Source organism: Streptomyces rhizoryzae, from assembly GCF_023155275.1.
Taxonomy (GTDB): Bacteria; Actinomycetota; Actinomycetes; order Streptomycetales; family Streptomycetaceae; genus Streptomyces; species Streptomyces rhizoryzae.
The window spans coordinates 261974-277101 of the sequence record NZ_JALMUV010000001.1 but is presented as its reverse complement, the minus strand read 5'-3'; the positions used below and the strand labels follow the sequence as shown (position 1 = coordinate 277101).

At 76.0% G+C, this 15128-nt stretch carries 13 protein-coding genes; 8 read left to right on the top strand and 5 right to left on the bottom strand.

Translation table 11 applies throughout. The annotated features are described in order from the left end of the window. Positions 1 to 7: 7 nt before the first annotated feature. A complete protein-coding gene (locus MUU72_RS01305) occupies positions 8 to 1066 on the bottom strand; it encodes a chitinase (protein WP_248011183.1) in 1059 nt (352 codons plus the stop codon). A gap of 254 nt (positions 1067 to 1320) precedes the next feature. On the opposite strand from MUU72_RS01305, the gene MUU72_RS01300 reads away from it, so the two are divergent. Genes MUU72_RS01300 through MUU72_RS01290 form a run of 3 tightly spaced genes read left to right on the top strand, consistent with a single transcriptional unit; the run spans position 1321 to position 3629 of the window. Beyond that, a complete protein-coding gene (locus tag MUU72_RS01300; RefSeq protein WP_248011182.1) occupies positions 1321 to 2691 on the top strand; it encodes an MFS transporter in 1371 nt (456 codons plus the stop codon). Beyond that, complete coding sequence (locus tag MUU72_RS01295) at positions 2688 to 3107, top strand: nitroreductase family deazaflavin-dependent oxidoreductase (RefSeq protein WP_248011181.1); 420 nt, start codon at positions 2688 to 2690, stop codon at positions 3105 to 3107. The genes MUU72_RS01300 and MUU72_RS01295 overlap by 4 nt, the downstream gene beginning before the upstream one ends. Before the next feature lie 60 nt (positions 3108 to 3167). Further along, the gene (locus MUU72_RS01290) at positions 3168 to 3629 is read left to right on the top strand and encodes a MerR family transcriptional regulator (protein WP_248011180.1); all 462 of its coding nucleotides are present in this window, start codon (positions 3168 to 3170) and stop codon (positions 3627 to 3629) included. 458 nt (positions 3630 to 4087) lie between these two features. Here MUU72_RS01290 and MUU72_RS01285 read toward each other — a convergent pair whose 3' ends face one another. Next, a complete protein-coding gene (locus MUU72_RS01285) occupies positions 4088 to 4459 on the bottom strand; it encodes a hypothetical protein (protein WP_248011179.1) in 372 nt (123 codons plus the stop codon). 130 nt (positions 4460 to 4589) lie between these two features. On the opposite strand from MUU72_RS01285, the gene MUU72_RS35120 reads away from it, so the two are divergent. After that, the gene (locus MUU72_RS35120; protein WP_282503475.1) at positions 4590 to 7856 is read left to right on the top strand and encodes a CHAT domain-containing protein; all 3267 of its coding nucleotides are present in this window, start codon (positions 4590 to 4592) and stop codon (positions 7854 to 7856) included. A 110-nt stretch (positions 7857 to 7966) separates the two neighbouring features. Here the strand turns inward: MUU72_RS35120 and MUU72_RS01275 are convergent, their stop codons facing one another. Both MUU72_RS01275 and MUU72_RS01270 read right to left on the bottom strand, forming a co-directional pair. Next, the gene (locus MUU72_RS01275) at positions 7967 to 9256 is read right to left on the bottom strand and encodes a cytochrome P450 family protein (RefSeq protein WP_248011178.1); all 1290 of its coding nucleotides are present in this window, start codon (positions 9254 to 9256) and stop codon (positions 7967 to 7969) included. An 85-nt stretch (positions 9257 to 9341) separates the two neighbouring features. Next, positions 9342 to 10085, bottom strand: coding sequence for a TetR/AcrR family transcriptional regulator (locus MUU72_RS01270; RefSeq protein WP_248011177.1), 744 nt, complete (start codon positions 10083 to 10085; stop codon positions 9342 to 9344). Positions 10086 to 10321: 236 nt separating this feature from the next. Between MUU72_RS01270 and MUU72_RS01265 the strand changes: the two genes are divergently transcribed. The 3 genes from MUU72_RS01265 to MUU72_RS01255 all read left to right on the top strand — a co-directional run bounded on the left by MUU72_RS01265 (position 10322) and on the right by MUU72_RS01255 (position 13369). After that, a complete protein-coding gene (locus tag MUU72_RS01265) occupies positions 10322 to 11014 on the top strand; it encodes an RraA family protein (RefSeq protein ID WP_248011176.1) in 693 nt (230 codons plus the stop codon). A 621-nt stretch (positions 11015 to 11635) separates the two neighbouring features. After that, positions 11636 to 12805: a PP2C family protein-serine/threonine phosphatase gene (locus MUU72_RS01260; protein WP_248011175.1), complete on the top strand. Its 1170-nt coding sequence runs from the start codon at positions 11636 to 11638 to the stop codon at positions 12803 to 12805. Between the two features lie 126 nt (positions 12806 to 12931). Next, positions 12932 to 13369 carry an SRPBCC family protein gene (locus MUU72_RS01255; protein ID WP_248011174.1) on the top strand — a complete coding sequence of 146 codons (438 nt, stop codon included), beginning with the start codon at positions 12932 to 12934 and terminating at the stop codon, positions 13367 to 13369. 9 nt (positions 13370 to 13378) lie between these two features. Here the strand turns inward: MUU72_RS01255 and MUU72_RS01250 are convergent, their stop codons facing one another. Beyond that, positions 13379 to 13666 carry a hypothetical protein gene (locus tag MUU72_RS01250; protein ID WP_248011173.1) on the bottom strand — a complete coding sequence of 96 codons (288 nt, stop codon included), beginning with the start codon at positions 13664 to 13666 and terminating at the stop codon, positions 13379 to 13381. Between the two features lie 278 nt (positions 13667 to 13944). On the opposite strand from MUU72_RS01250, the gene MUU72_RS01245 reads away from it, so the two are divergent. Further along, positions 13945 to 15078, top strand: coding sequence for a site-2 protease family protein (locus MUU72_RS01245; protein WP_248011172.1), 1134 nt, complete (start codon positions 13945 to 13947; stop codon positions 15076 to 15078). Positions 15079 to 15128 lie beyond the last annotated feature (50 nt).

Sequence of the window (15128 nt, the reverse complement as noted above, 5' to 3'; positions counted from 1 at the left end):
CGGCGGATCAGCGGCCCTGGAGGGCCCGGACGGTGTCCCCGAAGGTCCAGCCCTTCGCGCCGTCCCAGTTCAGGGACCAGGTCATCAGGCCCTTCAGACCGTTGTGGTAGGTGTTCCACGCCTGGGTGACCAGGGCCGGGGAGAGGTAGCCGCCGCCCGCGCCCGGCTGCGCGGGCAGCCCCGGCACCTGCTTGTCGTAGGGGACCCTGATGGTGGTGCCCTGGACGGTCAGGCCCTTGTCCAGGCAGTCGGTCTGCCGGGTGAAGCCCTCCACCGTGCCGGCGCCGTACGAGTCGCCGGAGCAGCCGTACATGCTGCCGTTGTAGTACTGCATGTTCAGCCACCACAGGCGGCCGTTGTCGGCGTACTTCTTGATCACCGGCAGATAGGCGCCCCAGATGGAGCCGTAGGTCACGCTGCCGCCGGTGACGTAGGCGGTCTCGGGGGCCATGGTGAGGCCGAAGCCGGCGGGCATCCGGTCCAGGATGCCGTCGATGATCCGGATGAGGTTGGCCTGCGAGGGCGACAGCTGGCTGATGCTGCCGCTGCCGGTCAGGCCGGTCTCGATGTCGATGTCGATGCCGTCGAAGTTGTACTTCTTCAGGATCGGCACGAGCGTCGCCACGAAGCGGTCGGCGACCGCGGGGGAGTTGAGGTCGATCCCGGCCGCGGCGCCGCCGATGGACATCAGGATCGTGGCGCCGTCGGCCTTGGCCTGGCACATCTCGGCCGGGCTGGGCACCTTCACCGTCGCGTCCATACCGTCCTCCCAGAGGGCGGTGCCGTCCGAACGGATCACCGGGAAGGCGGTGTTGAGGACGCTGTAGCCGTGGGCGCGGATCCGGGAGTCGGTGATCGGGGTCCAGCCGAACGGCGGGTGGACGCCGTTCGCCGCGCCGTCCCAGTTCTCCCAGTAGCCCTGGAGGACCTTGCCGGCGGGCCGCGGCTTGACGGCGCAGGTGTCGGCACGGGGGGCGGCGGTGGCGGGCACCGCGGTCCCCAGCACCGGCAGCAGGCAGGCGGCCGCGAGGCCGGCTCTCAGCAGACGCGCTATCCGACCGGTCACGCTGTGCTCCCTTCACGCCGCGACGGGGTGCCGTGGCGGGGAAATCGGGGGGTGGTGCGCACACCGTAGATTGGTCCATACCTTTCGTCAATGGGGTGCGGTGGGGCGGGAGTTGGCCCGGGCGGAGCCGGGCCGGGCTCCGCCGGCCGATGACGGTGCGGCGGAGGGGGGTGGCCCCCTGGAGGCGCCGCCGTGCGCGGCGCCGGACCGCCCGCCTTGACCTTCACCCCGGCGTGAACGTCGAGGGTGGCCCCATGGATACCTCACCGACACCCGTACGACCGGCCCGCCCCGCGGACCCGGCACCCCCGGAGCCGTCCGCACCCGCGGCAGCACCCCGGACCGCACCCCCGGCACCGGCGGGCGCCGCGGGCGGCGGCCGGCCCTGGGGGCCGGCCGTGCTCACCCTGGGCGCCTTCACCCTCGGCACCGGCGAGATCATGATCGCCGGACTGCTGCCGGACGTCGCGGCGGACGCCGGGGTGCCGCTGTCCACGGCCGGGCTGCTGGTCAGCGTCTTCGCGCTGACGGTGGTCGTCGGCGGGCCGGTGCTGGCGCTGGCCACCACCGCGGTCCGCCGGCGGACCCTGCTGACCGGGCTGCTGGCGCTGTACGCCCTGGGCGGCGCGGTCTCGGCCCTGGCCCCCGGCTTCCCGCTGATCGCGGCCGGCCGGGTGGCGTCCGCGCTGGCGCACGCCGGGCTGATGCCGCTCTTCTTCGGCCTGGCCGCCGACGTGGTGCCCGCACACCGGCGGGGCACCGCGGTGGCCCGGGTCTCGCTCGGACTCGGCCTGGCCATGGTCGCCGGCCTGCCGATCGGCACCGCACTGGGCCAATGGCTGTCCTGGCGCGCCGCGTTCGCCGCCGTGGCCCTGCTCACCCTCGCCGTCGCGGGCCCGGTACTCGCCCTGGTGCGGGCGGCCGGCGACCCGGCGGACGGCGACGCGGACGCCGGGACGGCGGGCGGCCGGGCCGCGGAACTGCGCGTCCTCGGGGAGCGCCGGGTGCAGGCCGTGGTGACCGTCACCGCGCTGAGCGCCGCCGCCGCGTTCACCGCGTACACCTATGTCACACCGCTGCTCACCGACACCGTCGGCGTCGAACCGCGGTACGTCACCGTGCTGCTGCTCCTCTTCGGCACCGGCGGCACCCTCGGCAACCTCCTCGGCGGGAAGCTGGCGGACCGTTCGGTGACCGGGGCGGTCTGCGCCGGGGTGCTGGCCCTGGCCGGGTCGCTGCTGCTGCTCGGCGCCGCGGTGGCCGTACGGCCGCTGGCGGTGGCGGCGCTCTTCCTCTTCGGCGCCGCGTACTACGCCGTCATCCCGGCGGTCAACACCCGGCTGCTGAACGTGGCGTCGCAGCGGGCCAGGACCCTCGCGCTGACCGTGCAGAGCTCGGCGTTCAACCTCGGGATCGCGGGCGGCGGCTGGCTCGGCGGGCAGTTGCTCACCGGCGGGGTCGCGCTGCGCTGGGTGCCGGTGGCGGGCGGGGCCGTCGCGCTGCTCGCCCTGGCGGCCGCCGGCGCCGAGCACCGCGGCGAACGGCGGCGGGCCCGGGCCGGGGCGGTATCCGGCGGCGGCCCGCACGGCGCGGCGGCCGACGGGACGACGGGAGCGGGCGCGTGAACGAGGTCAACCGCCGCGTCATCGCGGAGTTCCGCGCCAACGGGGGCGTCGTCGGCGGCCCGTTCACCGGGCAGCCGCTGCTCCTGCTGACGACCACCGGGGCCCGCTCCGGGCTGGCGCGGACCACGCCGGTCTGCTACCTGGCCGACGGCGACGGCCGGTTCGCGGTCTTCCCCTCCAACGGGGGCGCGGCCACCCCGCCGGCCTGGTACCGCAATCTGACCGCCCACCCGGAGGTCACCGTGGAGGTCGGCACCCGGGTGCTGCGGGCCCGCGCCGCGGCGGCCACCGGGGCCGAGCGGGACCGGCTGTGGGCCCGGCAGGTCGCGGCCGACCCGCAGTTCGCCGTCTTCCAGGAGCGCGCCGGGCGAGCCGTCCCGGTCGTCGTCCTGACCGTGCTCGCCGACCGGGCTTGACCTTCACGTCCACGGCAACGTCTACGCTTCCCCCGACGGCCGACACCAGGAGGGAGCACCATGCGGATCGGGGAACTCGCCCGGACCACCGGCGTCACCACCCGGGCGCTGCGCTACTACGAGGAGCAGGGCCTGCTCCGCCCCGACCGGACCGCCAACGGCTACCGCAGCTACGGGGAGGGCGCCGTCCGGGTCGTCGAGAACATCCGGCTGCTGCTGGCCGCCGGGCTGACCACCGAGGACCTGCGGCTGCTCGACGGCTGCCTGCGCGACGAGCTGACCGGAGGGCACCGCTGCGCCGATCCCGCGCCCAAGATCGAGGTCTTCGAGCAGCGGCTCGCCCTGCTCCAGGCGCGGATCGCCGACCTGGCCGCGGTCCGCGACCAGCTCCTGGACCGGCTGGCCGACCTGCGCGGGCAGTCCGGCGGGGCCGGGCAGCCGGACCGCACGGGGCAGCCCCGCCGGGCCGCGCCGGGGGGCTGCCCGGACGCCGCCGCGCACACCGTGCCGGCGGCGGCCTGACGCCCCCCGCACCGCCCGGGGCGCCCACCGCACGCACCGCCGCGCCCTCGCCCGGCTCCCGGTCCCGGGCCCGGACCGTGCGCGCGGCGCCGAGAGCCTGAGCCGCCGGCCCGGCCACCGTCGTCGCACCACCGCCCGTGCGGCCCCCGCCGCGCCGTGTCAGCGCGCCGGACGGCGGCGCGGGGCCCGCGCCCACGGCCGTAGAGCTGCCCCGGCTCCCGCCGCCGCTGACGCCCTGGATGCCACCGCCGTCGGACGGGCCGCGAAGGCCGCCACCACCACGGCCGCGCGGCGCACCGCCCGGGCGCGGCCGAGGGGGCCTCGCCGCCCGCTCACCGGCCCGTGCGGCGCCGCACCGACCGGTACCGACCGGGCCGCCTCAGCTGCTCCCGCCACCGCTCCGGGCGCGCGGACGGCCCGGTGCGCCCGGGAACGGCACCCCCGCCCGCGCCCGCGGGTCAGCCCACCAGCGGTCGCATGGCCGCGCCGAGCACCGCGCACCACGGCGGCTCGCCGCCCGGCTCCCGCGCCACCGCGCGCCCGCACCGGCCGGCCGGGCAGCCGTACCGCTCGCCGCGGCCGTCCCCGGCGCCCGGTGCGGCGACGGGCGCCGCGCCGTCCCAGGGGTCCCGGTCCTGTCCGGCCGGGGCGATGCCCAGCCGGGCCAGCAGGGCGCCGGCCGACGCCCCGTCCCGGACCGCCGCCAGGCCGTCGGCCAGCTCGTCGGCCGACGGGGTGCCGCGCACCGCCCGCCGCACCGCGCCCAACTGGGCGCACAGCGCGGCCAGATCAAGGTCTTCCCGGCCGGACGCCGGTGCTGTCGATGCCATGGGCTGCCGTTCCGATCGGGCCTATGCTGAAGTGCCCGGAGGGGCCGCGGGACCGCACGGGGAGACAACCGCCGTACGGCGCCGCACGGTTGCGGACCAGGCACCTCATTCTCGGGCCAACGGGGGCACGATGCGAGAGTTTTCACGGGATCCGGCGCGGGATCCCTCCCGGGACGGCTCACGGGACCGGCTGCTCGTCGCGGTACGCCGGGCCATCGCCACCGTCCGCGACACCGGCGACCTCGCCGGCCTGCGGGCCCTGGAGCGGCAGGGCGCGGTCACCCGGCTGGTCATCAGCATGGACGGCGCCCGGTGGCCGGATCTCGCGGCCCTGCACGCGGTCGGCCTGGCCCGCTGGGCGCAGTACGTCTTCGGCCCCGACGGCGCCCACCAGGCCGAGTGGGAGGCGTCCCTCCAGCCGCTGTCCTGCGTCTACGCCAGGGAGCGGGACGCGGTGCCGCCGGAGGCCGCCGCGGTGCTGGAGGCGCTGCGCGCCGGCCGCCGGCCGGTCGGCCCCCGGGTGCCGCGCGAGGTCCGCCGGTGGGTGCTGGCGGGCCTGCGGCAGCGCGAGGAGCTGTCCGCGGACTTCGTCGCGGCCGCCCGCGGGCTCGACCCGCACGGCCGCCGGCCGCAGCAGGACACCGCCGCGCTCCACCCGTTCCTGGACCTGACGCCCCGTCACCATCCGGAGCGGGTGAGGGCGCTGCGCCTGCTCGCGGTCAGCCTCCGGACGCGCTACCGCGAGACCGGTGACGCCGCCGTCCTCGCCGAGGCGGTCCGCTTCGGCCGGGAACTCCTGCTGCTCATCCCGGCCGCCGGCGCCCGCTGGGCCGACGCCGTCGCCCACCACGCCCGGGTGCTCGGCGACCACTACCGGCACACCGGCGACCGCGGGGACCTCGACGAGGCGGTCGAATGCGGCCGGGAGGCGCTGCGCCACACCCCGCAGGACAGCGAGTGGCTGGCCGACCGGCTCGACGCGTTCAGCCTGCACCTGGCGCGGCGCTACGACCTCAGCGGCGCCCCGGCCGACCTCAACGCCGCCGTCGACGCCTGCCGCGGCGCGGTCCGGGCGGCGCCCGCCGGCGCCCCGGACGCCGTCGCCCACCGGGCCCGGCTCGCCGGCCTGCTGGTCAAGCGCCACCGGGTGACCGGCGACGGCGCCGCGCTGGACGAGGCCGTCCAGCTCGTCCGCGGCGAGCACCAGCCGCTGCCCGCCCCGGGCCGCGACCGCGTCCTGCTGAAGCACGCGGAGGTGCTGCACGCCCAGTACCGGCGCACCGGGTCGGCCGGAGTGCTGCACGAGGCCGTCGAGCTGTACCGGCAGGCGGCCGGTGAGCGGCGGGCGCGCCGCGGCCACCGCACCGATCTGGCGACCGCCCTCGGCCACTTGGGCAACGCCCTGTACGACCTGGCCGCCGACTTTCCCCAGGACGGGCCGGGCCCGCGCGGGAGCGGGCCGGTGCCCGCGGAGCCCGCGGCGCTGCGCGAGGCGGTCGCCGTCCACCGGGAAGCGGTCGCGGTGAGCGCCGCCGACGACCCCCGGCGCCCCGGCCACCTCGACGACCTCGCCCGCGCCCTGCGCGAACGGGCCCGGGCCACCGGGCGCCCGGACGCCCTCGACGAGGCGATCGCCCTGCTGCGCGAGGCCATCGAATCCGCCCACGCCGCCCGCCTCTTCCGCCCCGCCATGCTCTCCCACCTCTGCGCCGCCCTCCTGGAACGCCACCGCCACACCGCGAGCGAGGAACCGGAACCCAAGCTCATCCGGGAGGCGTACGTCGTCGCCGAGGCCGCCGCCCGGCACGCCACCGGGCCGCCCGCTGAACTCCTGCGCCTGCACCGGGCGCTGGCCGAACTCGCCACCGCCACCGGCCGCCGCCCCGAGGCCGCCGCGGCCTACACCCGCGCCGTCGCCCTGCTGCCCCAGGTGGTGCCCCACCAGCTGCACGGCAGCGCGCCCGAGGACCGGCCGGACCGGCCCGGCCGCGGACTGCCCGCCGACGCCGCCGCCGCGGTCCTCCGGGCCGGCGGGCCGGACGCGCCGGCCCGGGCGCTGGAAGTCCTCGAACAGGGCCGCGGCATCCTGCTGACCCGCTCCCTGGGCCTGCACGGCGAGGAGGAAGCCCTCCGGGCCGCCGCCCCGCAGCTCGCGGCCCGGCTCACCGCCCTGCGCACCGCCCTCACCGCCGCCGCGGCCACCACCGCAGCGGGCCCCGGTGACGCCGCCGACCGGCGCCACCGCCTCGCCGGGGAATGGGACGCGGTGGTCGACGAGGCGCGCCGGCTGCCCGGTCTGGAGGGCTTCCTCAAGCCGCCGCGGCTGGCCGCACTCCGCCCGGCGGCGGCCGGCGGCCCGGTGGTCACCGTCAACACCAGCCCGCTGCGCTGCGACGCGCTGGTCCTCACCAGCGGGGGAGTGGCCGCCGTCCCGCTGCCCGGCCTGCGCCACGCCGACGCCGAGGAGCGCGCCACGCGCTTCACCGAGGCGCTGCGCACCGCCGAACTCCCCGGCACGCCCCTGGTGGACCGGCTCACCGCCCAGGCGTACCTCCGCGACACCCTCGGCTGGCTCTGGGACACCACCGCCGCCCCCGTCCTCGCCCACCTCGACCGCACGGCCGCCGGCCGACCCGGCCCCGCCGACGGCCCCCGGCCGCCCCGCCTGTGGCTCTCCGCCACCGGGCCGCTGGCCCTGTTGCCGCTGCACGCCGCCGGCCACCACGGGGAGGACGGCGGTGCCTGCACACTCCTGGACCGCGCGGTGCCCTCGTACACCCCGACCGTCGCCGCCCTCGCCGCCGCGGTCCGCACCGCCCGCCCCCGCCCGCCGGCACCCCTGGTCGTGGCGATCCCCCGCACCCCCGGTTTCGCGCCGCTGGACGGCGCCCTCACCGAGGCCGACGCGGCCGCCGCCCGCTACGGGCCCGGCACCGTCGTCCTCACCGGCGCGGACGCCACCCGCTCCCGGCTGCTGGCCGCGCTGCCCGCCGCCACCCACCTCCACCTCGCCTGCCACGCGGTCGCCGACCCCGCCGGCCCGTACGGCAGCCACCTGATCCTGTACGACCAGCCGCTGACCGTCGCCGAGATCTCCCGGTTCCGCCTCGGCCACGGGGAGTTCTGCTACCTCTCGGCCTGCGCCACGGCCCGCTCGGGGCAGCTGCCCGACGAGGCCGTCCCCCTCGGCGGCGCCTTCCACCTGGCCGGTTACGGCCAGGTCGTCGCCACCCTCTGGCCCGTGGAGGACGCCACCGCGGCCGAGGCCGCCCGGCTGTTCCACACCAGCCCGCACCCCGCCCCGGCGGCCGCCCTGCACGACGCCGTCCGCCGGCTGCGGGCCGCCGCCCCCCTGCTGCCGAGCCGGTGGGCCGGGCACGTGCACATCGGGCCCTGACCGCCCGGCCCGCCCTCCCGGACGGCAGCGCCGGCCTGCTCGTCCAGGGCCCCGGCCCCAGGCACCGTCGCGGCCGTGTGCCGCGACGGTGCCGGGGCGGATTCCCCGGCTCAGCCCAGCCGCAGGGGCAGTTCCGCCAGCCGCCAGTTGCCCGGCAGGGGTACCCGCCGCAGGGCGTCCGGCGCCACCGCCAGGGAGAGGTCCGGGTAGCGCGCGAGCAGTTTCCCGAAGGCCACTTCGGCCTCCTGGCGGGCCAGTCCGGCGCCCAGGCAGTAGTGCATCCCGTGGCCGAACCCGACGTGGTTCTCGGCCCGGGCCGCCGGCTGACGGGTGAGGTCGAGCCGGGTGGGCTCGGCGTAGTGCCGCGGGTCGTAATTGGCCGCCACCAGGACCAGCTGCACGGCCTCGCCCTTGGTGATCCGGGTGCCGGCCACCTCGACGTCCTCGGTGGCATAGCGCATCTGCGTCATCTGGACCGGCCCGCACCAGCGCATCAATTCGTGCACGGCGCGCGGCAGCAGTCCCGGGTCGGACCTCAGCAGGCGCAGCTGATCGGGGTGGGTGAGCAGCGCGGCGGTGCCGTTGGAGATGAGGTGCGCGGTGGTCTCGTGCCCGGCGAGGACCAGGGTCAGGACCAGGGTGACCATTTCGATGTCGCTGAGCCGGCTGCCGTCGTCGTCGTGCGTGCGGATCAGCTCACTGAGCAGGTCGTCGGTGAGCGCCGCCCGCCGGGCGCCGATGAGTTCGTGGATGTGGTCGATCATCGCCGGGAAGGAGGCGGTGAGCTGCTCCGGCCGGAGCGAGACGAGCTGGGAGCCCCATTCCCGCCACTGCGGGCGGTCCTCCTCCGGAATTCCCACCAATTCGCAGATGACCGTGATGGGGAGCGGATAGGCGAAGTGCCGGAGGAGGTCCACGACGCCGTTCTCGGCGTGTTCCGGGAGCCGGTCGAGCAGGTCGTCGGCTATCTCCTCCACCCGGGGCCGCAGATCCATGATCTTACGGGCCGTGAACGCCCGGGAGACGAGCCGCCGGATCCGGGTGTGGTCGGGGGCATCGAGATTCAGGATGCTGCCGGCGAGGTAGTGCCGGTACTGCTCGGGCAGTCCCAGCATGTCCATCAGCCGGTCGATCGGGGATTCGCCTTCGGCGGCGCCCTTCGCACGGGCCGGGTCGTTGGCGAACCGGTGGTCGCGCAGGATCGCGCGGACCTCCTCGAAACGGGTGACGAGCCACACGGGGGTGTCGTCCACGAAGCGGCCGCGGACGAGCGGGCCCTGCTCCCGCAGTGCGCCGTAGCCGGTGAACGGGTCGGCGAGCAGCGCCGGTTCCATCACATTGGGCTCGCCGGGGTGTTTGCCGATGTGCTCGGTGAACGGGGAGGCCGCTGTTTCGGTCATGTCTCTTTCTCCTGTGGGGATGAGCATGGGTGAAACGGAAATCCGCGCGGACGGCGGGCCGGGTCGCGGCCGGGCCGGCGGGTGTTCAGTCGCGCACGTGGCGGCGCAATTCCCGGGCGCTGTGTTCCTCCATCCGCGCGTACAGCGCGATGACGTCGGGTGCGGCGGCGGCCACCGCCTCGCCATGGGTCGGACCGTGGGCCGCGCCGGGCGGCTGGCCGGCCGCGAATTCCTCCGGGGAGATCTCCACGGCCCGGTGGACGGTGTCGGCGAAGATGTCGCCGCGCACCTCGGGGCTGTCCGGGGCACGGTCGTACAGCATCGCCTCCGCCAGGAAGAACCCGGCCGCCATGGACAGCAGCGCGTACTGCTGGTGCCGCAGGTCGGTGTCGGTGCGCACCAGACCGTGCTCCCGGAGTATTTCCAGACTCCCGTGCAGGGCCTGGTCGCTGACCTCCATCAGCTCCGTCAATTCCTTCTTCGCGGTGTCGTTGAGCCGGCCGAGGACATCGGCGTCGTCGGTGTACAGGGCGCGCAGGACCGGCTCGGCCAGGAAGTCGCGGTAGAAACCCCGCAGCATCCGGCTGGGCAGGATGTTCCGCGGATCGGCCCGCATCCGCGCCAACTGCTGCTGCTGGCTGCGCCACTTGGCCTTCAGCACCACGGCCAGCATCAGCGAATCCTTGGTCTTCCAGTGCAGGTAGACCGTGCCCTTGCCGACGCCCGCCCGGCGGGCGATCTCGTCGATGGTCACCCGCCGGTAGCCCCAGGCGAGCAGCAGCTCCTTGGCCGCCTCCAGGATGCGCTCGCCGCGCTCGGCCCGCTCCACGTCCTCGGCTCCTTCCCGTTCCGTGACCAGATGTCGAATCTGGTCACGGAGTCAAAGCTAGCCCCGGCGCACCCCCTCCATAAGGCGGTTTCCGGCCACCCGCCCTCCCCCGCAAGGCGGTTGGCGACCGGCCTGTACGGGCCGGGGCGGCCGGGGCGGCCGGGGAGCATGGCATCGTTCACCGCACCGCACCGACCGCTCCGGGGCGGCGACGGGCCCTGACCGAGGAGAACGCCATGCTCAAGACCTTCGCCGAGCTGACCACCCCCCTGGTGGCCGATGCCTGCGTCCGGCTCGGGGTGCCGCTGCGCGCGGCGCCGCCGGGTATCGGCGCGGTGGTCCCCGGACACCGGCTCGCCGGCCGGGCCCTCCCGGTCCGGCACTACGGGAGCGTCGACATCTTCCTGGAGGCCTTCACCGACGCCGCGTCGGGCGACGTCCTGGTCATCGACAACGGCGGCCGCCGGGACGAGGCGTGCGTCGGCGACCTGATCGCCCTCGAAGCCCGGGCCGCCGGACTGTCCGGCCTGGTGATCTGGGGCCTGCACCGCGACACCCCGGAACTGGTGGAGATCGGCCTCCCGGTCTTCAGCTACGGCCGCTGCGCGCCCGGTCCGGTACGACTCGGCGAACGGGAGGCGGACGCCCTGGTCAGCGCCCGTTTCGGGGACCATCTGATCACCGCGGGCGAGGTCGTCCTCGGTGACGACGACGGCGTGCTCTTCGTCCCCGCGGACCGCGCCGCCGAGGTGCTGGAGACCGCCCGGTCCCTCGGGGACACCGAACGCGAACAGGCCCGCCGGATCCGCGCGGGCGACACCCTGCGCCGGCAGACCGCCTTCGACGACTACCTCGCCCGCCGCGCGGCCGATCCGGCGTACACCTTCCGGCAGCACCTCCGGCGCGTCGGCGGGGCGGTGGAGGAGTAGGCGGGGCAGCGGCCGCCGCGGGACGGTGCGGCGCCGGCCGGCCCCGGGTTCCCGTCCGGCGCCGTCGTCGTACCACGGGTTGACGCGGCGTTACGCCCCACGGGTTGACGCCACGGGGCGGCGGATCAAGGACAGTGAAGGCAGCGCGGGAGAGCAGGCGGCCCCCGCACACCACGCACCCACCGCCCGAAGAGGAGCACCTCATGACCACCGCACCCGACCCTCGCACACCTCGCCCAGCCCGCTCCGGCTCACCGGAAGCGGCCCCGCCCTGGCCCGACACCCCGGTGGCTGGCCCACCTCGGGCCGACTCCCCGGTGGCCGCCTCACCCCGGCCCCACCGCCCGGTGCCTGCCTCCTCCCGGCCCAGTCCACCCGCGCCCGTGCGCACGGCACCGCCGGGGCCCGGCCGCGCCCCGCCGTGACATGCCGCCGACGGCGTAATCATCGGGTTGGCTGCCCGGGGCCGTCAGGCTGTGGGCCCGGAGCACGGTCGCGGCAGCGGCCGTGGCGGGAGCCCGTCCGGACAGGCCGGTGAGTGGGACGTTGAGCGGTGGTACGGAAGACAGGGGTGACGGCGTTGGCCTGTCCGGTCCCGGTGACGCGGCGGGAGCCACCGCCGTGAGGGTGGCCGCCGGCCCCGGCCGGACCGCCCAGCGGCTCTCCGGCCTCGTGGACAGCAACGGCTTCGAGGCACCCACCGTCCCCGCCTGGATGCGCTGGCTGCCGGCGCTCTACGTGGTGTTCGTCCTGCTGCTGGAGTTCGTGACCCCCACCCAGTGGGCGGTGAGCTCCCTGCTGATCGCCGTCCCGGTGCTCGCCGCCTTCACCCACGGCCCGGTCGGCGTCGCCCTGGTCACCGTCTTCGCCGTCGTCCTGGAGGGCGTGCTCGCCGGCACGCCGTGCTGCACCGGCACCAACATCCATCAGTTATGGGAGAACCACCATGTCGCGGCCTATATCTCCACCACGGTCGTCGGGATGCTCGGCGTCGCGCTGGCCGGGTACCGCCGGCGGCAGCAGCGGCATCTGGTGCGCGCCCACTCGGTGGCCGAGGCCCTGATGCGGACCCTGCTCCGGCCGGTGCCGCACCGGGTCGGCAGGGTCCAGGCGGCGGGCCTCTACCGCTCCGGCGAGGTCGGCACGATGGTGGGCGGGGACCTCTACGACATCCGGGCCACCCCGGCCGGGGAGCGGGCCATCATCGGGGACGTGCGGGGCAAGGGCCTCCAGGCGGTCCGTACGGTCGCCGACATCCTCGGCAGCTTCCGCGAGGCGGCCTACGACCCCGGGGACCTGCTGTCGGTCGCTGCCCGGATGGAACGGCGGCTGGCCCGGGAAGCCGCCGAGATCCCCGACGACGAACTGTTCGTGACCGCCGCACTGGTCGAGTACGACGCCCGCGCCGAGCAGGTGACGATCATCAACCACGGGCACATCGAGCCGGTGCTGATCTCCGGAGGGGAGGTGACCGCACTGACCGGACCGCCCGCGCTGCCCCTGGGCCTGGGCGGACTGGCCGCCGAGCGCCCGGTCTCCTACACCCACCGCTTCCGCTGCGGGGACGTCCTGCTGCTCTGCACGGACGGCCTGATCGAGGCCCGGGACCACACCGGCGCGTTCTACCCGCTGCTGGAGCGGCTCGGCCGGCGCTTCGCGGGGCGGCCCGCGCCGGGGCCGGCCGAGGTCATCGATTTCCTCAACGCCGACCTGCCCCGCCACACCCGCGTCCTCCACGACGACGTCGCGATCCTCGCGCTCGCCCCGTGCGAACCGGACGCGGCGGCGTAGGCGGCGCAGGGGAGGGGCGGGCGACCGGCGCAGTGCGCTCCAGGGTTGCTCCGGTCGCTTCCGGTGGTCCGGCGTTGGACCCTGGAAGGGTCAGCGGGGTCATGGCACAGAGCTGTGAGGTGTCCTATGAGCACTCTGGAAGAACACATCGACCTCAGCGTTCCGGTCGGGACCGCCTGGGACTGCCTGCATCGCGCGGAAACGTATCCACGGTTCCTCAACGGTGTCCGGGGCGCCCGCTCGGAAGGCCGGCGGGCGCATCTGGACGTGGAAGCGGCCGGCCAGGAGGAGGGATTCGAGATCGAGATCGTCGACCGGGAGCGGGAGAACGTGATGACGTGGCAGACGATGAGCGGCCCCGATCTGGCGGGGACGTGCTCGCTGCTGCCCATCGACGGGGAGCACACCCGGCTCCAGGCCCGCTTCGAGTACGACCCGGGCGCGATCCGGGAACTCTTCGGCGGCCCGCAGGGGTTCGCGCAGGCGGTGGCGATCGAGCGGGGCGTCCGCACCGACCTCCAGCGGTTCAAGGAACTGGTCGAGGCGCAGGGCACCAAGGCGTAGCGGCCGGCGTCAGACGACGTGGCGTTCGGGCATGGGGCGTTCCACCCCGTCCAGCTCCAGCGTGCAGCGGGGCGCGGTGGGCACGAGCCGTGGTTCGCGGACGCGTACCCGGAAGGTCCGGGCCGGGTCGTCGGGGAGTTCGCCGGTGAGGAGGTTCTGGCCGGTGCCGTGCGCCTTCTGGTACGCGACGACCTTGCCGTTGACCAGGAGTTCGATCTCGCCGTCCCGGCCGGGACCGATATTGACGGTGATCGAGTGGCCGCCCTGGTCGAGGTGGAAGTGATGGCTGCGCCCCATGGCCCTCGCCTCCCGTACCCGCGGCGCCGGACCGCGGGGGACTCCGTGGCGGTGCGCCCCGCGGTTGCGGTACGCGACGCGCACCGGCGGCCGCCCGCCCGGCGCCCGCACTTCCAGGTTAGAGCCGCACCGGCGGGCCGCTACCGCTGGCGCACGCGGTCCGGCGGGCGGGAGGCCCGAGCGACAATGGGGGTGAGTGCCGCGCCGGGCGGTCCGCGGAGTGCGGGGCGCGAGGCCCCGCCCGCAGGATCCCGTGCCCGGGCCGGCGGGAGACGCCGATGAACGGCTCGGTCCGGATCGGACATGTGGTCGGGGTGCCGCTGCGCATGCATTGGAGCGTGCCCCTGCTGGTGGTGCTGTTCGCGTACGGCCTCGGGCGCCAGACGCTGCCCGTCATCGCCCCCGGGCGCTCCGCCCTCGTCTACGCCTTGGCCGGGGTCGTCGGCGCGGCCCTGCTCCTCGGCAGCCTGCTGCTGCACGAGACGGCGCACGCCGCGATCGCCCGGCGCAAGCAGATCTCCGTCGAGGACGTGACCCTGTGGGCGCTGGGCGGGATGACGCGGATGGGGCGCCCGCGGACCGCCGCCGCGGCGTTCGCGGTGGCCGTCAGCGGCCCGCTGGCCAGCCTGCTGATCGGCGGCGTCGCCCTGGGCGCCGGGTTCGGGCTGGGCCTGCTGGCGACGGCCGCGGTGCCCGCGGTGGTGCTGGTGTGGCTGGGTTGGGCCAATGTGTTCCTGGGCGTGTTCAACCTGCTGCCCGCGGTGCCGCTCGACGGGGGCCGGGTGGTGCAGGCGCTCCTGTGGTGGCGCACCGGCGACCGCGACCGCGCCGACCTGGCGGCGTCCCGCGGCGGGCAGGTGATGGGCGCGGTCCTGGTGGCCGTCGGCTGGCTGATGCTGCTGCGCGGCGCCGCGGGCGGGCTGTGGCTGGCGTTCATCGGGCTGTTCATCGTGGTCGTCGCCGGTTCCGAGCGGCGGCGCGCGGCGCTCCAGACCGCGCTGCGCGGGGTGACGGCGGGCGACGCCATGTCGGCGCCCGTGGTGACCGGCGCGGACTGGCTGACCGTCCAGCGCTTCATCGACGAGGTGGCGGTGACCACCCGGCACTCCACCGTCCCGCTGCTGGACTTCGAGGGCCGGCCGAGCGGCGTCGTCCAGCTCCGCAGGCTCGCCGCCGTACCGCCGGCGCAGCGCGCGGACCTGCGGGTCCGGGACGTGGCGACCCCGCTGTCCCAGTGCGCGGTGGCCGCACCGGAGGAGCTGCTGACCGAGGCCATGGACCGCCTGACGCTGCGGACCGGGATGCGGATCCTGGTCGTGGACGCCGGGCAGCTGGTGGGGATCATCACCGGCAACGACATCTCCCGGCTGATGCAGCGGCACACGCTGAGCGGCCGGACGGGGACCGGATGACACCCCGGCGCCCGAGGGCGGACGGGCCGTGACGGACCCGGCGGGGCGGA